The sequence below is a fragment of the Polyangium mundeleinium genome, from assembly GCF_028369105.1.
Classification (GTDB): domain Bacteria; phylum Myxococcota_A; class Polyangia; order Polyangiales; family Polyangiaceae; genus Polyangium; species Polyangium mundeleinium.
This window is the reverse complement of record NZ_JAQNDO010000001.1, coordinates 5892179-5915504: the sequence shown is the minus strand read 5'-3', so window position 1 is coordinate 5915504 and position 23326 is coordinate 5892179. Positions and strand designations below refer to the sequence as shown.

Here is a 23326-nt window from a genome sequence, read left to right as displayed (position 1 = left end):
GATCAGTCGACGGGCCAGAGCCCGACCGTACCGCCGACCCAGGTGAGATCCTTGTTCTGATCGACGCCGAGCATCTTGCCGCGCGAGAGCCGCACGAGGTTCAGCACGAGCGCGGGCGCGGGCTCGTCGGGCGCGCGCAGGAACATCATCCGCACCTCGCCCTTCACGCCCGATCCGTCGGGCATCGGCAGTGCGGGCTCGTACTGGATCTTCTCCTGCAAGAGCCAGCCGTGCCGATCCGACGCCGGGATCGCCGCGATGTCTTCCTTCGTCGGATCCACCTTCACGCCCGCGCCCGCGAACGAGAAGAGCGGCTTCAGCACGTACCGCTCGAGATCATGCGGGATCTCCGAAAGCTCCGAGAGGTACCGCGCGCGGGGTACAGCCGGGTGATCGATGTACGGCAGCGTGTACTTCGACCACGTCCAGTACCAGTTCGGGTGCGAGCACCACGTGATGTCGAGCTCCTCGGTGTAGCGGAACGGGAGCTCGATTTTGCGCGCCTCGAGCTCGTCGAAGACCACGCGGTTGTAGATGCGGCGCACCTGCACGAGCTTGCCGTTCACCTTGCGGAAGAGCCTCCGGCCCTCGCGCACGAGCGCCGTCGGGCAGACGGCATCGACGCCGACGAGCTCCTTCGTCGCGAGGAAGTCCGGGTAGGTCTTCTGGTTCGGCGGATCGATGTCGAGCAGCACGACGTTCGCCGGATCCTCGTCCGCGAGCACGGCCTTGCGCAGCCGCGCGACGAACGCGTCGCGATCGAGCCCGCCGAAGAAGATCGACCATTTCCGATCGAGCCCGGGCATCGTGCGCATCACGTCGGCCATGACCTCGCTCTGCAGCACCATGAGCGCGTAGAGCGAGGGGAACGCTTGCAGCTCGACCACACGTCCTTCGAGCTCTCCGCTCGCCCCGCGTACGATCGCGAAGTCGACCTGCACGCAGTTCGGCAAGGGGTCCATCCCCGGCGCGTCGAGGTGCGCGGGGATCGCGCGCTTCATCGTCTCGATCACGTTCGGCCGCGAGATCTGCTGCACGATCTCGGTCGCGGATTTCGCGAGATAGCTGCGCAGCCCCTCGGGCAAGAAGAGCGGCGTCTCGGCCACGCGGAAGGGGATCTTCGAGCCTACCCGGCGCTCCAGGCGCGCGAGGTAGTCCGCGTAGGTGTCGGGTCCGAAGGCTGCGTTGTAGGCGCGGCGAAAGACGGGATCCATGCACTTTCTTTGGTAGCACGAGCGGGGTGCGTCGCGGCAGGGGATGGATCCCGAGGCGCGTCGGGTGGTAACGTCCCCCCGTGCTCACCCGACGACCCATCACGGCCCTCGGGGTCGTGATCCTTTCGCTCTCGGCGACGGCGTGTTCGTCCCTGACACGGCCCGACGAGATTACCGTCAAAGCTGAACCCGCAGCGGCTCCGGCGCCCCCGCCTGCTCCGGCGGCGCCTGCCGGGCAGCCCGCCGCTGCGCCGGCCCCTGCGCCTGGTGGAGGTGGTTGAGGCGGTTGACGAGGCTCCGGTCCGGAGCCTGAAATTCCCTGCCTCGAACCCCACCCTCCGCCCCGCGACATTCTGCATGCGCTAGGCACGAGCTCGCTCGTGTGAGCTCTTCGCTCGGAACGGACGGTACCCCGTGACATCCCTGCCCTCGCTCCACGAGACCCCCGAGCACGCCCGGCTGCGGGACGAGATCCGTCGCTTCGCGCGCCGCGAAATCGCGCCCTTCGCCCATGCCTGGGAGGAGGCGAACGAGTTCCCCCGCGAGCTCTACGAGAAAGCCAGCCGCGCCGGCCTGCTCGGCGTCGGTTACCCCGAGGCCTACGGCGGATCCGGCGGGGATCTCTCGCACGCGATCGCTGCGACCGAGGAGATGATCACCGCCGGCACGTCCGTGGGCACGGCCGTCGGCCTGGGCAGCCACGCGATCGCGCTTCCGCCGATCCTGAACTTCGGCACCGACGAGCAGAAAAAGCGGTTCCTCCCGCCCGTGCTCGCAGGCGAGAAGATCGCGGCGCTCGCGATCACCGAGCCCGGCGGCGGCAGCGACGTCGCCTCGCTCGCGACGCGCGCGATCAAGGACGGCGATCATTACGTCGTCACGGGCGCGAAGACGTTCATCACCTCGGGGTGCCGCGCCGACTTCGTAACGACCGCCGTGCGCACGGGCGGCGAAGGGCACGGCGGGATCTCGCTGCTCGTGATCGAGCGCGGGACGCCCGGCTTTTCCGTGGGCAAGAAGCTCGCGAAGATGGGCTGGTGGGCCTCGGACACGGCCGAGCTCGTCTTCGACGGCTGCCGCGTTCCGCGGGAAAACCTCATCGGCGAGGAGAACGCCGGCTTCGTCCCGATCATGACGAACTTCGCCGTCGAGCGCCTGCTCCTCGCCGGCAATTGCGTGGCGATCGCCTCGCTCGCGTACGACGAGGCCGTACGTTACGCGCGCGAGCGGCGCGCCTTCGGCAAGCCGATCATGGGCTTCCAGGTGCTTCGCCACAAGCTCGCGGACATGGCGACGCGGATCGCGGCGGCGCGCGCGCTCATGAACGACGTCGTCGCGCGCTACCTGCGCGGCGACATGGTCACGGGCCTCGCTGCGATGGCGAAAAACACCGCGACGGACGCTTGCTCGTTCGTCTGCGACGAGGCCGTGCAGATCTTCGGCGGCCACGGTTACATGCGCGAGACGCTCGTCGAGCGGCTCTACCGCGACGCGCGGCTCTACCCGATCGGCGGTGGCACGCGCGAGATCATGAACGAGATCATCTGCAAGACGGAGGGCTACTAGCCACCATGGCAACGCGAAACCGACTCCTCGCTGCTCTGCTCGCGCCCATCGCGATCCTCGCCCTCTCGGCCTGTGAGAAGACGCCCGAGCCTCCCCCGAGCGGCGCGCCGGACAAGGCGCGCCCTGCCCCCGCGGCGCCCGCGGGCAGCACGAGCCCAGGCGCGGCCGCGCCCCAGCGGAAAGGCCCGACCGACGTCGCCTACGACGTCCCCGAGGGCTGGCAGAAGGCCGAGAACCCGAGCCCGATGCGCAAGGCGACCTTCAAGATCCCGCGCGCCGAGGGAGATTCCGAGGACGCCGAGATGAGCGTCTCGCAGGCCGGCGGCACGATCGATCAGAACGTGCAGCGCTGGTCGGGCCAGTTCGAGCGTGGAAAGGACGACACGACCACGCGGCAGGATCGCAAGGTCGGTGAGCTCTCCGTGACGGTCGTCGAGATCCACGGCACGTTCTCGGGTGGCATGGGCATGCCGGGCGCTGCGCCGGCCGGGCCGAAGCCGAACTGGGCGCTGCTCGGCGCGATCGTGGAGACCGATGGATCGCTGACCTTCTTCAAGCTCACGGGCCCCGAGAAGACCGTCACCGCTGCGAAGCCCGCGTTCGAGAAGTTCGTCGAAAGCCTGCGCGCCAAATAGCCCTCGACGTATCCCTCGCCGCGTTACACTGATTTGTGCCGCGCCCACCGGAATCCCGGCCGCGGCGCTCTTCCCTCGCACGTACGTTTCCTTCTTCAGCCATCACGCCCCAGCCCGGGGCGGGAGGAGTCCCATGCGTCGCCGTCGCCGCTCCTTGAAACCGCTTTTTTATGTGCTCGCGGGCCTCGCCACTGGCGCGGCCATCGCCGCCGGCTGCGCGGCCACGTCCCCCGGCAACAAGTTCGAACCCGGTGAAGGCGGGTCCGCCGGGGAGGGCCATGGCGGCGGGGGCGGCACGCCCTCGTCCTCGAGTGGGATGGGCGGCGAAGGCGGGATCTTCATCCCGAACGACGACGGCGGCAGTGACGCCCCGATCGACGTCCCGATGAACCCCTGCGGCACGCAATGTGGGCCCACGGAGCTCTGCGACCCCGACCACCTCGGCACCGACGACGACTGCGACGGCGAGGTGGACGAGGATTGCCCCTGCGCCGCGGGCCAGGCGAATCCCTGCTTCCGGGGCGATCCGTCCTACCGCGGCACGCCGGGCTGTTTCGATGGCACCATGAAGTGCAGCGAGAACGGCTACTGGTCGTCCTGCAACGGTGGCGTCCACGCGACCGACCTGTGCTTCCTGAACGACACGAGCGCGTGCCACCCGATGACGACGGCGCCGTTCGTCAACGTGAACCTCAAGGACGGCACCGGGAACTACAGCGCCGACGCGGTCCCGGGCTCCGAGACGTGGACCGTCGCCTGCCCCGACGGTGTCAACCCCTGCCCCGGCGTGAACGGAGCGGCTCCCGCGGACGACTTCAAGCCGCTCCAGTCGGGCGAGTACACCGTGACGTACACGAAGGGCGTGGCCGGCGGCGGCACCGCGACGTGCACGTATCCGCTCTTCGTCGGCGCGCCGGGCCTGCGCGTCGAGCTCGAGTGGGAGCACGACCTCGGCGGCGACGGCGTCGACCTCGATCTGCACCTGCACCAGCCGAACAACACGCAGCCCTGGGCCATCTCGGGCGAACCGCAGGATTGTACGTGGTCCAACTGTGTCTTCTCCTACTTCGAGGACAACGCGTCCGAAGCGCCGTCCTGGTTCCCGGCGAACGGGAGCCCGCCGGACCCCGTGTCCTGGTACCTCGACCCGATCTTCGAGAAGAACACCTGCTACTTCGCGCCGCGCGGCGTGGGCCAGAAATGGCAGTCCCTCGGCAAGGGTTGCCACAACCCGCGGCTCGACCTCGACAACGTGTACTGCGATCCGACGATCTCAGACCCGGAGGACACGGAGTTCTGCGCACCGGAGAACGTGAACGTCGACTTCCCCCCGAAGAACCAGTGGTTCCGCGTCGGCGTTCACTACTTCGGCAACCGCGACAAGAACTACGACGTGCATCCGACGATCAAGATCTTCTGCGACGGCGCGCTCTCGGCCGAGCTCGGGCCCAAGGGCTACTACGAGCCCGAGTCGCCGATCACGTTCACCCCGATCGACGGCGAGGGCCTTTCCGGCGGCAACCGCTTCTGGCTGGTCGCGGACGTAGCGTTCCGCGAGTCCAACCAGTGCGGCGCGCGTGGTTGCGTGGTCAAGCCGCTCTACTCGGACGAGGCCTCCAAGACGCCGCTCCTCACCTATGACGACATCGCCGAGCAGAGCTTCGGCCCCGCCTCCCCGCCCCCGATCTCGCCCTAGATCGGGACGTCCCCTTCGAAGAACCGATGAAAGGCCGGAGGCAACGCCTCCGGCCCGATCGAGGGCTCCGGCCACGTGGCCGAGAGCGTGTTCCAGAGCAAAATCGTCTTGCCCGGATGGGCCACGCACGCGCGGCGCAAGCCCACGAGCGCCTTGCCGCTGTACGTGATCTCGCCCGGCACGCCGAGCAGCCGTGTCACCTCGGGCGCGGCCTCGAGCGCCTCGGGCGTCGGATGCCCGTATCCGCGCCCCGCGACGCCGTGATCGACCTCGAAGCGCGGCGGCGGCAGGTTCCGCCGCAGCACGCGTGATCCCGCGTGACGCGCGAGTTTCTGCGCCGTGGCCTCGACGAGGAGCCGGAGCGTCACGCGATTGCAAGCGAAGCGCTCGGTGATCCGCGCGGCGATCACCGTCGTCGGCCAGCCGAGCAGCATCATGCCGAGCGAGAGCGCTGCCACCGTGCCGCCGCTCCCCGCGGGCAGGACGATCAGATCCGGCCGCGGCATCTCGCCCCGCGCGACCTGATCGGCGAGCTCGAAGGCAGCCCCGACGTAGCCGAGGTTCGCCATCGGCCCCGACGCTCCGGGCGGCACGAAGTACGCCTTGCGCGCCCTGGCGATCTCGCGCGCCGTGAGGATCGCCGTCCGGGCGTAGCCGCCGCCGTGGATCAGGCGCCCGCCGGCGGAAGCTTGCACCAGCAACGACCGGCGCGCGAACGAGGTGATGGGTTGGTCGAAGAGCACGCTCGTCACGTCGAAGCCGAGCGCGCGACCGAACAGGATCGTCGCGGTCACCTGCGTCGAGGCGAGGCCGCCCACGGTGAGGATCTCGCGCGCGCCGCGCTCCTTCGCGTCGGCCAGGATGTGCTCGAAGCGCCGGACTTTGTTGCCGCCGAAGAGCGGCGACGCGAGGTCGTCGCGCTTCATCCAGACGTCGTCGCGCCCGAGGTAGCGGGCGATCGCCGTGCAGCGCTCGACCGGCGTGGGTGTGACTGCGAGCGGCAGCCATGGCACCACGCGGCTGAGGGCTGGGTACTCGGCGAAGAGGCGCGGCTCGCGGGGGCCCTCCACGAGCGCGCCCGGGGCCTTCCTGGCTGCCGCGTCGTTCTTCATCGCCGGTGCGAGTAGAGCACCACGCGCGCGGCTCCGCCAGGAGGCGCCCTCGTGCTATACGGTCGCGCCACGAGGCGCTGCCTTTCGCGCCCACATCGCAGAGGAGACCCGACCGATGGCTCGCGTGCACAACTTCAACGCCGGACCTGCCGCGCTCCCCCTCGCCGCGCTCGAGCGTGCCCAGCGCGAGCTGCTCGATTTCGAGGGCACGGGCATGTCGATCATCGAGCACAGCCACCGCGGCAAGGCGTTCGAGGGCGTGCACGACGAGGCCCTCTCGCTCCTCCGCGAGCTGCTCTCGATCCCCGACGACTACCACGTGCTCTTCCTCCAAGGCGGCGCAAGCCACCAGTTCGCGATGGTCCCGCTGAACCTCCTGCCTCCCGGCAAGAGCGCCGATTACGTCGTCACAGGCGGCTGGTCCGAGAAGGCGTACGAGGAGGCGGGGCGGATTGGCACGGTCCGCGTGGCCGCGACGACGGCCGAGGGCAAGCGGTACACCCGGATCCCGCGGCAGAACGAGCTCTCGCTCGATCCGAACGCGGCGTACGTGCACATCACCACGAACAACACGCTCTTCGGCACGCAGTGGCACAACGTCCCGGACACGGGCGACGTCCCTCTCGTCGCGGACATGTCGAGCGATTTCCTCTGGCGCCCCATCGACGTCCGCCGCTACGCGCTCATTTACGCCGGCGCGCAGAAGAACATCGGCCCCTCGGGCGTCACGGTCGTCGTCGCGCGCAAGGATCTCGTCGAGAACAGCCGCAAGGACATCCCCAAGATCTTCCAGTACCGGACGCACGCCGAGAACAACTCGCTCTACAACACGCCGCCGACCTTCGCGATTTACCTCGTGCGGAACGTCCTCGCGATCGCCAAGGAGCTCGGCGGTTTGCCCGAGATCGAGCGGAAAAACCGGGCGAAGGCGGGGCTGCTCTACGGCACGCTCGACGAGCTCTCGGGGTTTTACCGCGCGCCGGTCGAGCGCGAGAGCCGCAGCGTGATGAACGTCGTCTTCCGCCTCCCCACCGAGGATCTCGAGAAGCGGTTCGTCGCCGAGGCCGCGAAACAAGGCATGGTCGGGCTCGCCGGCCATCGCGTCACCGGCGGCATCCGGGTCTCGCTCTACAACGCCGTGGAGCTCGCGTCTGTCGAGACGCTCGTTCGCTTCATGAAGGATTTCGCGAAGCAATCAGCCTGACGGTGAAGTAGCTCGCAGATGGGCCCCGTGCCGAGCCCATGGCTTCGAGGGTGTTCCCCAGGCGTCGCGAGCGAGACCGACCGATGCATCGAGCCGCGCAGCAGCTTGGGGAACACCCTCTAAGTCACGCGTGTGAATGTGCGGGCTCGTGACGGTCACTTGACGGCCACGCGCACGGCGCATCGTAACTTTCCCGCGCGCACGATCCTTCCACGCTCGGTACGACTTGGAGTAAGCTCGGACGAGCATGAGTAGCTTGGGCCCCGGAGCCGTGATTGCCGGGAAATATCGCCTGATCGGCCTCCTCGGAAAAGGAGCGATGGGCGAAGTGTGGCGCGCGGAGCATGTGACGCTCGGCGCGCCCGTCGCCATCAAGCTCATCGACGTCGATCTCCTCGGATCGAGCGGCGCGAACGAGAACAGCGAGATCGTCCAGCGCTTCTTCCGCGAGGCGAAGGCCGCTGCCGCGCTGCGTACGCCGCACGTGGTGCAGATCCAGGATCACGGCTACGACGGAGCCCTGCCGTACATCGCGATGGAGATGCTCGAGGGCGAGACGCTCGAGCAGCGCATCGAGCGCGTGCGGGTGCTCCCGCCGCTGATGACCACCACGATCATCACGCACATCGCGCGCGCCGTGGGCAAGGCGCACGAGGCCGGCATCGTCCACCGCGATCTCAAGCCGAGCAACGTCTTCCTCGTGCGCAACGACGAGGACGAGATCGCGAAGGTCCTCGACTTCGGCATCGCGAAGGCCATCGGCGGCGGCGTGCTCGGCAGCCAGGGCGGCGTCGCCACGCGCACCGGCTCGGTCGTCGGCACGCCTTGCTACATGAGCCCGGAGCAGGCGCTCGGGAACAAGACGATCGATCAGCGCGCCGATCTCTGGGCGCTCGGCGTCATCGCCTACGAGTGCGTGACCGGCGTGCGCCCCTTCGACAGCGAGGCGCTCGGCGATCTCATCGTGCAGATCTGCGCGCGCCCCTTGCCCGTGCCCTCCGCCGTCGCGCCCGTCCCCGATGGCTTCGACCATTGGTTCGCCAAGGCCTGTTCGCGCGAGCCGAACGAGCGTTTCCAGACCGCGAAAGAGCTCGCCGAGTCGCTGCGCTGGCTCCTCTGCCCGGATCAATCGGGCGTCTGGAAGCTCAGCCAGACGCACCCCTCGCTGCCGAACATCGTGATGCCGCACGCGCGCGTGTCGGCCCCAGGCCCCGAGCCGTCGGCGTTCGCCAAGACGAGCACGCCCGATCCGACGACGATGACCCACCGCGGGCTCGTCGCGGCCGTCGCGCCGGGCCAGCCCGCGCAAAAGAAGACGCGCCCCGCCTTGATCGTGGGCGCGATCGCGGCCGTCGTGCTCGGCGCCGCGACGGCCGTCGTGCTCCTCTCGACGAGCGGCCCTCCCGCGACGACGGACGCGACCACCCCTTCGGCCTCGCCGCCGCCCTCCGCGTCCCCCGCGGCGCCTCCGCCGCCGGAGACGGTCGCCGCACCGACGACGGCTTCGGCGGCCCCTGCGCCTTCTCCTTCTGTGCCGCCCACGAGCGAGCCTGCCGCGGCGATTCCGAGCACCGCGCCAACACCCAGCGCAGCGCCGACGACGACCACGCGGTACCCGATCAACAAGGGCGGGACGACGACCAAGAAGTCCACTACGACCAAGAAGCCCAACTGGGGGATCTGACGGAGACGGGCTCTTCCGTTCGCGGACGGCTCGAAGGAGCGAGAGGGAAACGATGCGGTTGTCGAAGTGGATCGGCTCGCTGCTCGTGGGCGTAGCGCTCTGCGCCTCGCCGGCGTGGGCGCAGCCGATCGACGATCAAGTGCGTATCGCCGCCCGCGCGCTCGCGGACGAGGGCTACGCCCTCTACGAGCAGGGCAAATACGCCGACGCGCTCGTGAAGTTCGATCGCGCCGACGCGCTCGTCAACGCGCCCACCGTAAAACTCCTCGCGGCGCGCACGCTGGAGAAGCTCGGCCGCCTCGTCGAGGCCGCGGAGAGGTACCGATCCATCACGATCCTGCAGCTCGACGACAAGGCGCCCGAGGCCTTCCGCGACGCGCAGGAGACGGCCGCCAAGGAGCTCACTGCGCTCTCGCCGCGCATCCCCACGATCGAGCTCACCGTGCAGGGCGCCGGCGCGGAGGTCGCGACCGTCATGCTCGACGGCAAGGTGTTTCCGCGCGCGCTCATCGGCGTGAAGACGCCGCTGAACCCCGGCGTGCACCGCGTCGAGGCCGATACGCCGGCGTCTGCGGCCGCCCTCGACCTCAAGATCGACGAGAAGCAGGCCGCCCGCGCCGTGCTGGAGCTCAAGCCGAAGAGCAGCACGGAGCCCGCCGGCGGCGACATCGTCGCGCCCCCCGGCGGCAGCCCCGACACGCCGCCCAAACCCCCCGGCGCCACGCAGCGGCTCCTCGGCTACATCAGCCTCGGCGTCGGCGGCGCGGCCGCGATCGGCGGCGGCGGCGCGCTGTACAGCGCCTACGCCACGCGCAGCGATATGAAGGCGTACTGCGAGCGCGAGGTCAACGGCGACAACCCCTGCACGAACAAGAGCGAGACCGACGACACGCCCGCTTCGCCTGTCAGATACAAGAACTACCGCGAGAGCATCGACACGAAGGCGGCGATCTCGACCGCCCTGTTCGTCGTGGGCGGCGTCGGCCTCACGGCAGGGGTCGTCCTCCTCTTGACGGCGCCCAAGGCCAAGCCCGCATCGCCCACGAAGGCGAGCGTCGAGCCCTTGATCGGCCTCGGCAGCGTCGGCCTGCGCGGCACCTTCTGACCTCGCCCGCCGGCCTCGCCGGGGCCCCGCTCGGCCGCCTGCACAAAAAGTGAGAACGGGCGGGGGCTGGGCACATGTTCACCATCGATGGGACGAGCGAACCCGCCGATGGAAGTGACCCCCGACGAACGCTTGGTGCTCGAAACGCGCGCCCGGGCCCCGACCGAGAAGGACACGCACGACCCCAGGCAGGCGCTGCGTGCGAAGATCGTGCTCGCTTGTGCCGCTGGCCATGACGTCGCGTACGTCGCGACGCACGTCGGTGTCGGGCGGCGGGTCGTCATGCGCTGGCGCGACCGGTTCGTCCGGGACCGGCTCCCGGGCCTGGAAGACCGCCCCCGGCGAGGCGCCCCCCGGCGCATTGCGGACGCACGCGTCGAGGAGCTCCTCCGCCGAACGCTCGAACCCACGCCTGAGGGCGCTCGCCGCTGGTCCCGACGCACCCTGGCCAGGGCCACCGGGCTCAGCCGCTCCACCGTCGACCGCATCCTGCGCCGTTTCTGCGTCGCGGTGAGCGCCCAAGGCCCACGCCGCCCGACCGCGCGAACCGGGTCCCCGAGGAGTGCCGCGGGGTCCGCGCCTCCTCCTGGGACCGACATCGACGCAGCCGGGTCCACATCTTCGCGCCGCCGACGGAGGCGTTCCATCCGCGAGGAACAGTCCTCGACATCCGACGGCGCCCCGCGGACATCCACACCCTCGCTCTGGCCCACAAAGCTTCGTAGACGCCCGCTCGTCTAGGTAGGGCCCTCGCCTTACGTGGGATCGCCGAAAAACCCGGCACCTCCGGCGCAATGCGAGGCGGTTTGGCGTATCGCGCTTGATCTGCCGCGAAAAACCTCATGGTCGAGGGCGGCCGCTTCACTCGTGCTTTTGCAAGCCGATGAGCGGGCTCGTGCATCGAAGATTGCCGTCGCGCCCGCTCGATTCCGAGGAGCGTCCATCGTGGCGAAGCCGCGTGGTCTCTTCTTTGATTGGCGAGCGTATGCGCCGGAGAGGTGTGCACCTCCTTGCCCGCACGCCATCGCGTGCTCGCTCGGGCAAGGACGGGACAGACCTTTCCATGAGGCGCCGCGATCGTCCGCTCGCCAAAAGCGAGCGAGCGGTCACGCGCTTTGCAGCATCGAGAATGAGGCTCTGCCAAACCCGATGAAGTCGTCTGTCCGGCCCGATTCCGTCATGCTCGAGCTCCCCCGTTCGTCGGGGCAAAACACGGGCGTGCGACCGGTTCGAGCCGGCGTGCACGAGTTCGCTCGCTCTGCGACCATTTCTCACGGCAGCAGGCACACGCGCTACCGAGCGCAGCTTGACGTCATTTCGCGCGGCCCAACAGCAATCCGCGAAGCAACACGGCGCCCGGCTGGAGCATCGAGCGGGGCGTCACAAGGAGGGGCACATGATCGAGAAGGACCAGCACGAGACCGCGAGGAACAGCGGCGAGGCCGAGGACATGAAGCAGGCGGAGACGGCGCAGGCTCATTCCGAGCAATCGATCGAGCGGGACGAGGAGCACGAGGGGCCGGTCTCTTCGAGCGACCTCGGGCCGACGACCGAGCGCAAGCCACCCTCGCAGCGGGGCTTCGCGGCCATGGAACGCGACAAACAGCGCGCCATCGCGAGCAAGGGCGGAAAAGCTGCGCACGAAAAGGGAACGGCCCACGAATTCACGCCCGACGAGGCGCGCCAGGCGGGCAAGAAGGGCGGCGAGGTCGTCAGCCAGAACCGCAAGCACATGGCCGAGATCGGCCGCAAGGGCGGCGAGCGCGTGAGCCAGGACCGCGAGCACATGGCGCAAATCGGCCGCAAGGGTGGCGAGGCCGTGTCGAGCGATCGGGCCCACATGGCGCAGATTGGGCGCAAGGGTGGTGAGGCGCGCGGCACCCATTGACCGCGATCGCTCGCTGGGGGAGCGGCGCCCGTCGCTCCCCCCTCGCGCGAAGCGGGCAGAGGCCGCTGGCTCGGCTCGCCGTGATGGGGCACCATCAGGGCGCGCCATGGCCATGTCTCCGCCCGGAAACCAGGGAACGACGCCGCACGACGGGAGGCTGTCGTGAGTTCGCTCGTCGTGCGTGTCGTCGGCGTGGGGGATGCATTCACCACGCGTCATTTTAATGCCAGCTTCCTCGTCGAGGCCGGCGCGACGCGGATCCTCGTCGACGCGCCGCCCGCGCTTGGACGGGCGCTCGGTGATCTCGGCGCGCGCGGGGGCCCTCCGATCGGGCTCGCCGACATCGATCACGTGGTCATCACGCACCTGCACGGCGATCACGTGGGGGGGCTCGAGCAGCTCCTTTTTTATCGGCGGTTCGTGACGGGGAAACGCGTCGCGCTGCACGCGGCGCCCGAGGTCCTCGCGGGGCTCTGGGAGACACGCCTCCGGGGCGGAATGGATACCCTCATGTCTCCTGACGGGACCCGCACGTCGCTCACGCTGGACGATTACGCGGACGTGTCGCCGCTCGGCGCCGGGACGAACTCCATCGGCGATCTCGACCTCGAATGGCGGCCGACGATCCACCACATTCCCACGTCGGCGCTGCGGTTTTCCGCGAACGGGGCTCGCTTCGGGTACAGCGCCGACACGGCGTTTGATCCCACGCTGATCGACTGGCTCGCCAAGGCCGATCTCTTTTTCCACGAGACGAACCTCGGCGTCCACACGCCGCTCGCCTCGCTCGTGGGGCTGCCGGAGGACGTGAAGCGCCGCATGCGGCTCATTCATTATCCGGATTTTCATGATCCGGAACACTCGCCCATCGTGTGCACGCACGAGGGCGAGCGTTTCGAGATCTGATCACAAGCACCTGTCCGGCGTCTTCAGGAGCGCCCGCGCCGGCTTTGAGAGCGGCGCATCCGCGAGATCGTCGAGGAACGCGGCCGTCGCGGCCGGATCGTCGGCGAGCATCCGCACCCCGATGCAGATTGCCCGCGCGTGCGCCGGCCGCGTCGCTTCATCGTGCAGGATGTCGCGCAGCACGTCCGCGAATTCGTTGATGCCCGTGGCCGTGTTGAAGACCGCCCACGAGGCCCCGTTCATCGCCGACGCCAAGGTCTCCGAGGTCCGCGTCGCGCGGAGCAGGTCGAGGTAAAACGTCACCCACGCGGCCGAGTTCACGTCGCGCGCGCGCCGCGCCAGGTGATCCAGGGCGATGCGACGCGCCCGAAGCGAGGGCGCCTTCGTGGCCACCACGCCGAACGTGGCGAGCTCGCGATCCTCCGGGAGCCGCAACGACGCGAGGTACTGGAGCCGCGTGAGGGATACGTCCGCGGCCGGGAGGCCGGCTTCGAGCTTGGGCCATTCCGCGCTGAAGAGCTCGTCCAGCGGCACGACGTCACCGCACGCGCCGAGCCCCGTGCCGATCCACCCGAGCCCGATCGAGGGCGGCCCCACTTCGACAAGCGGCGCGAGGGCCGCCGCCCAGGCCTCTCGCTCCACGGGATCCTGCGTGCTCGCCGCGAGCCCGCAGCCGAGCTGCAACGCGAGCGCCTTCGCCCCGTCCGCGTCGAGCTCGCCCAGGAGCCCCGTGATCTCGGCCGGCGTGATCATCGCCGCGCCCGACGCGCCGGCCACGCGAAGCGCATTCATCTGCGCCGCCCCGCCGAGCCCCGCGAACACGGTCTTTCCGTTCGCCGAGAGCGGCACGCGCGCCGCGAGCCATGCGGCCATGGTCACGTCGTCCCCGGTGACCTCGAAATCCGGGTGCACGTCGTCCGGATCCACGACGAGCAGGACCTCCGTCGCCGCGGCCGGGATCACGGCCCGCGCGCCGCCTAGAAGCGACACCTCCTCGGCCGATCCCTCCGCGCCATACCAGCGCACCACGAGCGGCGCGACGAGCGCCGCGTCGGGATCGTCGAGCACGAGCGCGAAGGCGGCGTTTGGCTCCGCTTGAAGCTCGATCCGCGGCATCGCCCGCGCGTCGATCGCGCGCCGCACCCGCGCCGTCGCCTCCGGCCCGAGCACCTCTGCAAAGGCGTCGACGAACGCCTTGGTCCCGATCGCGCCGAACCGATGCGCGTCGAGGACCTTCCGCAACGTCTCGAAATACACCACGTCCCCCGCCAACCCCCGGATCTGCGTGTGCAGCCAGGCCGCGCGGCCGTACGGGCCTGACGTATATTTGTCGGCCGGCGCGAGGGAGGGATTGCGGATGGGCACCCCGTCCTCGGGGAAGAATTGATCCCCATGCAGCGACCCCTCCGCGCTCGCGTCCGTGAACGCGCGCCCGGCCTCGTATTCGAGCTGGTTCGCCATTCCCTCCTTGATCCAGACGTCGTCCCAGGTCTCGATCGTGACGAGATCGCCGAACCATTGATGCGCGAGCTCGTGCGCGGCGAGGTAAAAATCACCGGCGAGCGCGGGCTCCGTGCTGCTCGTCTCGCGCTGGAACGAGATGCCCGCGTTCTCCATGCCTCCCCCGGGGAACGAGGGCACGAGCACGAGGGCGTATCGCTCGAACGGATAGGGCCCGACGAGCGGCTCGAACCGATCGATCATGCCGGCGAGCGCCTTCGCCATGTCGGTGTGGCTGCCCGGGAGCTCGCGGCGGTGCCAGACCTCGACGGGCAAGCCGGTCTTCGTCTGGGCCTTCGCCACCTCGAACTGGCTCACGGCGAACGCCATTTGATAGGTCGGCAGCGTCCAGGGGGTCTCGTATTTCACGCGGTGCGAGCCCGGCCCCTCCTCGGCATCGAGCACGAGCCGGCCATTGGCGATGAGCTGCTCCTGGGCTGGAACCTTCAAGGCGACGGAGAACGTCGCGCGGTCGCTCGGATCATTCGTGCAGGGCATCCACCACGACGTGCCGAGCGGCTCGGAGTCCGTGAAGACGGCGCGGCCGAGGACGGGATCCCCGAGCCGCGTGGAAATGGCATACAGGTTGTCGCTCGTGCCGGCCTCGTAATCGATCTCGATCCGGACCGTTTGTCCCTTGGCGGCCTTGGGCGCGTCCTCCAGCGAAATGGCGAGCACGCCGCTCGGTGCGTCGACCTCGTACGCGGGCTCCTCGACGCCGGCGATACGAACGGCCTTCACGGCGACGCGGCTGTCGAGGGCGATCGCGGGCGTATCCTCGGTGAGCGTGAGCGTCACGGCGACGGTCGCGTCGAGCTTGCGCGTGTTCCAATCGAACGCGCCTTCGAGCTCGTATCGATCGACATCATAGCCGCGCGTGGCCTCCTCGAGCGGGGAGCTACCGCAGCCAGTGGTCAGGAAGGGGATCGTGAGGGCGGGAAGAAAAGCGAGGCAAAAAGGGCGCATGTCGCCATGCTACCCGGGCAGGCTCGGAGCGCTACATGGCGATCGCGCCGAGGTCATGTCGGACCTCGCGGGGCGGCGGAATCCACTCCTCGTCGGGGCCCTCGGCCGGGATCTCGACGGGCTTCCCATCGTACATGCGGCGCTTGGCGGGCCACGCGAAGGTGCGGAAGAGATACACGAGCATCGAGGGCTGATCGAGCTCGGGGTGAATGAACGGCGCGACCCGCTTCGCGTGCTCCGCGGGCAAGAGGCTCCAGTGCAGGCCCGGCTCCATGTGGTGGATCGTGTGGTAGCCGTTGTTGTAGGCCATGAAATTGACGAATTTGCCGAGGAAGTTCCGCGAATGGTTGTATTCGCTCTCCTGATCACATCCGTCGTGCTGGAGGTAATTCATCGAGATGATCCCCCAGGCCGCATACTGGTGCGGGATGATCACGTAGATCAGGAACTTCTTCCAATCGAGCGCGAGGAGGACGCCCATCGTGCCGAGGAAGACCGTCGCTTCGAGGATCATCTGCCGGAACCAGGGCGGGTTCTGGCGGTACATCGCCTTGAAGTACCGCATGTCGGCGAGGAAGACGTCCCTGCCCACGGTCGGCATGAAGAGCAGGCCGTTCAGCAAGTTCCAGCGATACCGCACCTTCGTCGTGCGCATCACGTCACGCCGCGTCTGCGTGTGCTTGTGGTGGCTCAAGTTGTGGCCCGGCACGAAGGCGCTGACGGGGTGTCCGTAGGTCAACGTGAGCACGACCTGGAAGACGCGGTTCACCCAGCGCTTCTTGAACACGGGGGAATGTACGGTGTTGTGCGTGGCCACAGCGCCGAGGAACGAGAACACACACGTCACCGCGAGGAGCGGGATCGCGAGCCAGAGCGCGCTCGGCGCGTAGACCCACTGCACGGCGACCAGCGCGAAGTAGATCGCCACGAAGCACAACGTTCGGAGGTCGGCTCGGTAACGAAGCATGAAAAGTCACCCGACGGGCAGCCCAGCCCACGTGTCGAAAGTTCGACACTGTGTAGCGCATTTTGGACCGTCCAGGGCGTCGAAAATGCGGGCCGGCCCGCAGGGAGGGCACGAGGCTCCGGCTGTTCAGATTTCTGCGGGGGCGGGGATGCCCCTCAGCGGCTCTTCCAGGTGTCCGGGTGACGGTGAAGGTGCATCACCGCGACGATCTCGATGCGGTCCCGGGCCTCGCGATAAAGGATTCCGTAGGGCAACCGCCGCGTCTGGCAACGCCGCACGCACTCGGAGAGCTTGGGCCATGCCGCAGGAATCTCGCAGATGCGCCGGAGGGTCGCCTCGACCTCGTCGAGGAACTCCTCGCCCAGGCCCTCGGCACGGCCCTCGTAGAACGCCATGGCCCCCCGCAGCTCCTTCCGGGCTGCGGGGTGGAAGAAAAAACGCTTCACCGGGGGCGCGCGCGGAGCTCGCGGAGCACCTCGTCCCCATCGAGGAGCTCCACTTCACCTGCGTCGATCTGACGGCAGCGCTCCTCCGCTATCTTCGCCCATGTCCGCTCGATCGCTTCGCTCTCGGACCGGCTCAGGCTCTCCAGGATGCACTGAAACAGCACGGTCCGGGAGGGGACCGGCAAGGAGAGGATCTCGTCGGCGAGCCGTTGCAGTTCGGGCGGCATGCGAATGCTCCTTGGGGAGAACTCTAGCAGGAAGGCCCGAGCAGCGCGAGATGGGTCGCGGAGCGCTCCCCTACCCTCGCAAAAACCGCCGGTACGTCTCGATGGACCAGTGCACGTCGAGGGTCCCGCACATCTCGCGGCACGAATGCATGCTGAGCATCGGCGCGCCCACGTCGACCGTCGGGATGCCGAGCGCGGCTGCCGTGATGGGGCCGATCGTGCTGCCGCAGGGCAAGTCCGAGCGGACCACGAACTTCTGCGCCGGATACCCGACGTCGCGGCAGATCTCCTCGAACACCGCCGCCGTGCCGCCGTCCGTCGCGTAGGACTGATTGACGTTCGATTTGATGACGAGGCCCTTGTTCAACATGGGCTGGTGCTGCGGCTCGTGCAGGTCGGGGTAATTCGGGTGGAGCGCGTGCGCCATGTCCGCGCTGACCAGGAACGAGCGCGCGAGCGCCCGCTGCAAGCCCTGCGGCTCGCTTCGTGGGTAGGCCTCGAGGATCCGCGCGATCGTGTCCTTGAGGACCGTGCCGGCCGCGCCCGCGGCGCTGCGGCTGCCGCACTCTTCGTGATCGTAGAGCACGATCATCCGGGTCGAGGCGCCGGGGCCGCACGCGGCGGCGAGCGCCGCTGCTCCCGCGTGACAGCTCGCCAGGTTGTCGAGGCGCGACGAAAGGACGAACTCCTGCGACAGGCCGGCGATCGCGGCCTTGGCCGTGTCGTAGAGGCAGAGATCGTAGCCGAGGATCGCTTCGGGCCGCTCGTCGAGCTCGCGGGCCACGAGGGCGCGCACGTCGGGCGCGGCGCCGAGGCCGACGACCGGGACCAGGTGCTTCTGCTCGTTCAGAACGAGCCCTTCCTTGTTGACCGTGCGATTGAGGTGAATCGCGAGGTTCGGCACGCGGGCCACGGCGCGGCCGAGGTCGACGAGGCGCGCCACGGGCCGCTCGCCCTTGCGCTGGCAGAAGACGCGGCCGGCGATGGAGAGGTCGCGGTCGAGCCAGGTCGAGAGCAGCACGCCGCCGTAGATCTCGACGCCGAGCTCCTGGTAGCCGGAGCGCGAGAGGTCGGCGTTGGGCTTGACGCGGAGGTTCGGCGAGTCGGTGTGGGCGCCGATCAGGCGGAAGCCGCCGAGCGCGGGGTGCTCGTCGCCGACGACGAAGGCGACGAGGGTCCCGGCGCGGAGGAAATAACGGCGATCGCCGGGCGCGAGGTGCCAGGCGTCGTGCTCGGAGAGCGCGGAGAACCCATGCGCGGACAGCCGCCGCGCGGCCTCCTCGGCTGCGTGGTAGGGGCTCGGGGCGTGATCGAGGAAGGCGCAGAGATCACGGGCCGCGGCGAGGCCTTGGGCGCGGAGGTCGCCCTCGCTGGCTTGCAGAAGGAGGGTGTCGGTCATGGTCATGGGCGGGGGCGATGGTAGCAGGCCAGAGCGAAGGCGGAAACCGCTTCGGCCATCGCTCCCCGGCGCAGTCGTCGAGCATGACGCACGCGGCGTCGACGAGGGGGCCGCTGCGGCACGACCCAGCACCGTACCAACCGCTTCTACGAGATGAAAAGCTCAGTCTCCGCCGGGCGCATCCCGCCGCACGAATACACGAAATGGGGGCGCGAGCTCCTCGTACCTCTCGCTCGCCTCGTCGATGTCCTCCTGCATGACGAGACGCAGGCGTCCCACGACATCTCGATCGCTTTCAGGATTCAGGTCGCGCACCGCCTCGCGTGCAACCTCGGGGTCGATACGCCAGAGCACCCGCGCCGCCCCCGCGCGCACCGCTGCGAAAGCCGCCGGATCCCCGATCGTCTCGGCGAGGTCTCGACGGTCGAGCGGCACTCCCCGATATGGCTCGCTCTCCCGCGCACGGACCGACGCGTCGAGTCGCGCCAGCCATGCTCGTACTGGCTCGTGCTTGCTACGCGAAAGCGCTGCGATCCGCGCGGGCACATCGGAAGGCGCATCGGCGGCCCCCTCCGCGCCCCGCGCCCCTGCGAGGAGGTGGGCCGAAACGTGCGCGCGCTCCTCTGCCGATAGTCCCGGCAGTCGGATCTCGAGCGTCGCGCCTGCGCCGGCGAGGAGGAGCTCGAGCCCGCGCCGACCGACCTTCACGGCGTCGATGTCGCGGTATGGGATGCGCAATCCGTCGCCTGTACGGAGCTCGGTTGCTCCGAGGACGAGCGGCGCGCCGCGCGCGTGTTGGCCGAAGAAGCGAAGCGCGAGGCTCAAAATGGCGCAGGCGAATGCGCCCAGCAAGTAGACGATGGCCATGGACGGCCACCAGAGCCCGACGACGCCCATGAATGAATGATTTTCGAACGTGCCCAGATGGCACACGAACGCCACGCCGCACAGCATGAGCCCGATGCCGCGCGCGCCGAGCTCGATGGCCAGACGGATCGTATCGCGCGCCCCCCGGGCCCCGGGGATCTCGAGCGCGGCCCCCGACTCCGCCGCGGGACCGGCGAGCGCATACATGATGGCCCTGGCGTCCTCTTCGCGCTCGATCTCGAGAAACACCGGCAGCCCGTGCCTGCGCGCGATGATCACGCTGGTCCCCTCGAGGGCCCTCGCCGAGCGCACGGCCTTCACCTCTCCGCGTCCGATGCGCTCCCGCAGGAGGCCTCGCCCATTCACCTCGAGGAGCCCCGGCCGGATCCGAAGCCGTGCGACGCGCGAGCGCCTCCTGCCCATCACCCATGGCCACACGAGCGCGAGCACGCTCAAGAGCACGAGCAAAGGCCTGTATGTATGGGTGCAATAATGGGTCCTGAACGGCGGCAGGTCGCAGAACCATTCACCAAGCGGCGTATAGAAGGAGCCCAGGCCGAGCACCGGGAGGAGCGGCCCGACGAGCGCGCGGCCGAAGCGGCGCCACCCGGCCCCCTCTGCGTCGTGCACCTTCGCGCCTGGGAAGGGCGCGGCATCCGGTTCCTGCGCATTCCGTCCCTCGCGTCGCGCCTCCGGCCCCGGAGCCGGCTCGGGCTGCGAAGGTGCGCTCGGCTCGTCGCTTGGTCGCTCTCTCATCGGCATGGAGAATCGTCGAATGGTCTCTCCGAAACGTCGGACGGCGGCGAATGGATCTAGCGGGGATAAATCACGTGTCCGCCTTCCTCGAACTGGATCACGTTGTCCGTCGATCCGTAGTTGGTGCGCTGGGGCAAGCCGAAGCCGATCCGCAACGGATTGAGGTAAGCCTCGATCTTGCCAGGGCCAGGCTCATTGTCATCGTCCTTGTCGGCTTTGATCTCCAGAGCCAGGTGCAGGATCTCGTGCGTCAGCCGCCAGAATCCGTTGAAGGAGAGCGCTACGCTGGCGTCACTCTCCCTTGTTCTCGTGTAATCCTTCACGTTGACTCGAATCTCGTCTGGCCCGAACGTGGTAGACACCGCTTCCGCGCCCCGCGCTCTCGCCTTGGTCATTTCCACGACATCGATGTTCTTTTTGTTGAGGTACGAGAGTACGGCGCCTCGCACCGTCACCCATTTCGACAGCGCGTCCGCCTTCGCCTCGTCGCGCGTCTTCTTGGGTCTGTGTTGCTGGGGCTCCTGAACGGCGTAATAAGCATCGTAATTTTTGGAGAAGAGGTCCGTGATCTCGCGCTGCCGTTCCACATCGATCTCCGGATCGGTCAGAACGGCGGTCTGTCCCTCATTGTCCAAGGTATACGTGACGCCGATCGCCAGGTACTGCCGCAGACCGCGGATGAAATGCATGAACTGCGCGTTGATTTTTTTGTGCATGCCCCCTGTGAATCTGACCGTTCGCTGCAGGCTCTGGCTGACCCCAGGCTTCACCTGGGCAGGAGCCTTCAGCCGGGCTCGATGCCCAGCCACCGCGGCATGGGCGGCGGCGTCGGCCGCAAGCTCGTGCGCATCCCCAGGACGACTGACGCCGGGAGGCGCTCTCCCCGCAGCCTGTTCGACCACGTGGGCGACCTCATGAGCCATCAAGTGCTCGCCTGTCGCCGTTCCAGGTTGGTACGCCCCCGACGCCAGGTAGATATCGGTCCCGCTCGCAAAGGCCCGAGCCTCGGCAGCGTCGGCCATCGCCGCAGCCTCCGGATCCGCGTGGACGCGCACGGCGCCGAGGTCGACGCGAAAGGACAGCTCGAACCGGTGCCGGAGCGGCTGAGGCAGCGGCTGTCCCTGGCCCTGCCGTGATGCCACCCGCCGCAGCACCGGGCCGATGGCGCCGGTGTGCAGCTCGGCGGGCGCCCCCATCTCCGCTGACCCGAGGCCTCTCCCCGCCGACAGCGTTCCAGGGGCCTGCTCTCCCATCGCGTTGGCCGTCGTGGACGGCGTCGTTTCATTCGCTCGCCCCGAGGTACGCGGAGCCCCTTGTGGTGGGAAGATGGGGATCTCGGCGAGCGACCATCGCCAAGGAGCGGACGGCGACAGAGCCCCCGCGTCGTGATGCTCCGCGTCTCCGGCCTCGCGCCCCGTCGAGGAGGCCCCGTTCGAAGGCCATTGGGTCATCCTCGCGGCCGAAGGGAAACGCTGTCGTGTGGGCCTCGGGATCGGATGGCGCGGCTCGAAAGGGCGCTGCCTGCTATCGAACGTGGACATGGAAGAGCCTCCTCCTCGGTCGAGCAAGCGCAGTCTACATCGGAATCGAGCGCGAGGCTCTCCTTCTTGCTTGCCGCACCTGACCGAGCGGCTCCTGCCGAGGTGCTGAGCGCTTGCGTCGAGATGGCGGAGCGGGAGCACCGGAGGGCGACGGAGCGGCGAGAACCGCCGCCGCTGAGGCTTGTCGAGCTGCCCGACGAGCCGGAGAATGACGAGGGAGCGTAAGCTCCCCGGTCGGTGGGACGCCACGCAGCAAGGATCCGACCCATCGCCGCGCGCAACGCTTGCAAACGCCATCAGTGACGCCCCGGCGAGACCTCGACGGACCGGGCGCGGCCGCCGAGGCGATCGGAGGCTTCGAGGAGGAGGATACGCGCGCCGGGTTCGGTCAGCGCAATCCAATAGGCCGCGTGGACGCCGGTCCATCCGCTGCTGATGATGGTGATGTTATTTACTCCCGTACCTTCTTAACATTCTTGAGCATCAAAGTGATGGGGCCTTCGTTTGGAGTCCACGCAGCGTCCTTCATGATTTGATTAAAAATAGAATATTCTCCACCAGAATCCGAATTTTTACTGGAAACGACCTGCGTTTTTCTCGACGACAATGCCTGTTCGGCAGATTGCAGTGCAGTCACCTCCGTCCTTAACTCGGAAATCTTTTGATCGAGAGCGGCCCCCTTCTCCTTCTCTGCTTCCAGCGACTGGACAAGTTCGTTGATGCGAGCAAGGTGCCGCTGTGCATGCTGTTTTTCGGCGGCCAACGAATTCTCATACATTTGCACGCCAGCCGCTAGCGCTCTTACGAACTCCCCCATTTCGTCCGCGCTCCCGGCCAGCCTGTTGAATGTCGCCAGATAAGCCAAGACCAGCCCGCTGTTTGAGAAGTTTGGATACCGAACTCGGTGATCGATCTCGCTCCACCCCTCCTCGAAGATCGTGCGCACCTGGATCTCCGCGGTTATCGCCTCCTTCAGCGGCATCGTCTTGATAATGTAGTGTACCGACCGATATCCCTGCTTGTGGTTCTCAACCCGGCACCCTTGGGTCTTGTATGTGTCAACGAACTCCGGAGAATCACCCTCCCGAGTGTACGCAACCGGGTCCTCCGCCTGGTTCCAGGTGTCCTTCACATACTCGTGAATGCTTGACCATTGTGACTTGAACAAGTGCAACGCTCGGAGCCCGATCAGGTCCGTTACGATCTGCGTGTAGTTGGTCGTGTCTATGTTCAGATATTTTTCGCTCTTTGCTGCGCGCTTCCGTACGATCTTCTCCATCAGATGCTCGGGATCCTTTACGCGCCAGCGAACGGAGTGGACATCCGGGCACCGCTGGAGCGCACGAGCGTAGAACGCCGCATTGTCCGACAGCTCCCCTGATCGAGCGGCAGCATCGTTCCCGATCGCCAGGAGAGCGGACCATTCGATATCAGCCGCCTTCCAGGTGGCATCGTCGATGCGGTTGTTGGCTTTGAACTCGTCCTCGGTGAGCGTGAGACGCATGCAATCCTCATCATCGGAGCTTGGAGCTGAGAGGTCGACCGCAGGCTAACCACCTCTGTACGTTCTGACAATCCTTGGGCAAGCCCGACCACCGCTTCGCCCTCCCCGCTTCCCCAAGCCGATGATCCCGATCATGCCCTCGG

20 protein-coding genes are annotated in these 23326 nt (G+C 68.0%); 9 read left to right on the top strand and 11 right to left on the bottom strand.

Annotated features, from left to right (window positions below; translation table 11 throughout):
- Window positions 1–2: 2 nt before the first annotated feature.
- Window positions 3–1214: a hypothetical protein gene (locus tag POL67_RS23520; protein ID WP_271920711.1), complete on the bottom strand. Its 1212-nt coding sequence runs from the start codon at window positions 1212–1214 to the stop codon at window positions 3–5.
- Between the two features lie 414 nt (window positions 1215–1628).
- Between POL67_RS23520 and POL67_RS23515 the strand changes: the two genes are divergently transcribed.
- The 3 genes from POL67_RS23515 (at window position 1629) to POL67_RS23505 (ending at window position 5111) form a co-directional block, all read left to right on the top strand.
- Window positions 1629–2780: an acyl-CoA dehydrogenase family protein gene (locus POL67_RS23515; RefSeq protein ID WP_271920709.1), complete on the top strand. Its 1152-nt coding sequence runs from the start codon at window positions 1629–1631 to the stop codon at window positions 2778–2780.
- A 5-nt stretch (window positions 2781–2785) separates the two neighbouring features.
- On the top strand, window positions 2786–3415 hold the full coding sequence (locus POL67_RS23510; RefSeq protein ID WP_271920707.1) for a hypothetical protein: 630 nt from the start codon (window positions 2786–2788) through the stop codon (window positions 3413–3415).
- A 133-nt stretch (window positions 3416–3548) separates the two neighbouring features.
- Window positions 3549–5111: a PH domain-containing protein gene (locus tag POL67_RS23505; protein WP_271920704.1), complete on the top strand. Its 1563-nt coding sequence runs from the start codon at window positions 3549–3551 to the stop codon at window positions 5109–5111.
- Here the strand turns inward: POL67_RS23505 and POL67_RS23500 are convergent.
- Window positions 5108–6223, bottom strand: a complete 1116-nt coding sequence (locus tag POL67_RS23500; protein ID WP_271920702.1) for a 1-aminocyclopropane-1-carboxylate deaminase/D-cysteine desulfhydrase — start codon at window positions 6221–6223, stop codon at window positions 5108–5110. The genes POL67_RS23505 and POL67_RS23500 overlap by 4 nt on opposite strands.
- Window positions 6224–6338: 115 nt before the next feature.
- On the opposite strand from POL67_RS23500, the gene serC reads away from it, so the two are divergent.
- The 6 genes from serC (at window position 6339) to POL67_RS23475 (ending at window position 13010) form a co-directional block, all read left to right on the top strand.
- Entirely contained in the window at window positions 6339–7427 is a 1089-nt protein-coding gene (serC, locus tag POL67_RS23495) for a 3-phosphoserine/phosphohydroxythreonine transaminase (RefSeq protein ID WP_271920700.1), read from the top strand.
- A 247-nt stretch (window positions 7428–7674) separates the two neighbouring features.
- Complete coding sequence (locus POL67_RS23490; protein WP_271920697.1) at window positions 7675–9111, top strand: serine/threonine-protein kinase; 1437 nt, start codon at window positions 7675–7677, stop codon at window positions 9109–9111.
- A gap of 52 nt (window positions 9112–9163) precedes the next feature.
- Complete coding sequence (locus POL67_RS23485; protein ID WP_271920695.1) at window positions 9164–10216, top strand: hypothetical protein; 1053 nt, start codon at window positions 9164–9166, stop codon at window positions 10214–10216.
- A gap of 87 nt (window positions 10217–10303) precedes the next feature.
- Window positions 10304–10957 (top strand): helix-turn-helix domain-containing protein, encoded by a 654-nt coding sequence (locus POL67_RS54295; protein WP_373372368.1) that lies wholly within the window; start codon window positions 10304–10306, stop codon window positions 10955–10957.
- Between the two features lie 655 nt (window positions 10958–11612).
- On the top strand, window positions 11613–12104 hold the full coding sequence (locus POL67_RS54545) for a KGG domain-containing protein (RefSeq protein WP_271920693.1): 492 nt from the start codon (window positions 11613–11615) through the stop codon (window positions 12102–12104).
- Between the two features lie 162 nt (window positions 12105–12266).
- Complete coding sequence (locus POL67_RS23475; protein WP_271920691.1) at window positions 12267–13010, top strand: MBL fold metallo-hydrolase; 744 nt, start codon at window positions 12267–12269, stop codon at window positions 13008–13010.
- Here the strand turns inward: POL67_RS23475 and POL67_RS23470 are convergent, their stop codons facing one another.
- From POL67_RS23470 to POL67_RS23435, 9 genes are all read right to left on the bottom strand, one after another.
- Window positions 13011–15476: a M1 family aminopeptidase gene (locus POL67_RS23470; protein WP_271920689.1), complete on the bottom strand. Its 2466-nt coding sequence runs from the start codon at window positions 15474–15476 to the stop codon at window positions 13011–13013.
- Window positions 15477–15507: 31 nt separating this feature from the next.
- Complete coding sequence (locus tag POL67_RS23465) at window positions 15508–16443, bottom strand: fatty acid desaturase family protein (RefSeq protein ID WP_271920687.1); 936 nt, start codon at window positions 16441–16443, stop codon at window positions 15508–15510.
- Window positions 16444–16598: 155 nt separating this feature from the next.
- The gene (locus POL67_RS23460; protein ID WP_271920685.1) at window positions 16599–16838 is read right to left on the bottom strand and encodes a type II toxin-antitoxin system RelE/ParE family toxin; all 240 of its coding nucleotides are present in this window, start codon (window positions 16836–16838) and stop codon (window positions 16599–16601) included.
- A 47-nt stretch (window positions 16839–16885) separates the two neighbouring features.
- Window positions 16886–17116 (bottom strand): addiction module protein, encoded by a 231-nt coding sequence (locus POL67_RS23455; RefSeq protein ID WP_271920683.1) that lies wholly within the window; start codon window positions 17114–17116, stop codon window positions 16886–16888.
- Between the two features lie 70 nt (window positions 17117–17186).
- Entirely contained in the window at window positions 17187–18515 is a 1329-nt protein-coding gene (locus POL67_RS23450) for a M18 family aminopeptidase (RefSeq protein ID WP_271920681.1), read from the bottom strand.
- Between the two features lie 162 nt (window positions 18516–18677).
- Window positions 18678–20138 (bottom strand): hypothetical protein, encoded by a 1461-nt coding sequence (locus POL67_RS23445; protein WP_271920679.1) that lies wholly within the window; start codon window positions 20136–20138, stop codon window positions 18678–18680.
- Window positions 20139–20194: 56 nt separating this feature from the next.
- The gene (locus POL67_RS23440; RefSeq protein ID WP_271920677.1) at window positions 20195–21334 is read right to left on the bottom strand and encodes an eCIS core domain-containing protein; all 1140 of its coding nucleotides are present in this window, start codon (window positions 21332–21334) and stop codon (window positions 20195–20197) included.
- A 641-nt stretch (window positions 21335–21975) separates the two neighbouring features.
- On the bottom strand, window positions 21976–22116 hold the full coding sequence (locus tag POL67_RS54285) for an NAD(P)-binding protein (RefSeq protein ID WP_373372415.1): 141 nt from the start codon (window positions 22114–22116) through the stop codon (window positions 21976–21978).
- Between the two features lie 14 nt (window positions 22117–22130).
- A complete protein-coding gene (locus POL67_RS23435) occupies window positions 22131–23183 on the bottom strand; it encodes a RelA/SpoT-related domain-containing protein (RefSeq protein ID WP_271920675.1) in 1053 nt (350 codons plus the stop codon).
- Between the last annotated feature and the right edge of the window lie 143 nt (window positions 23184–23326).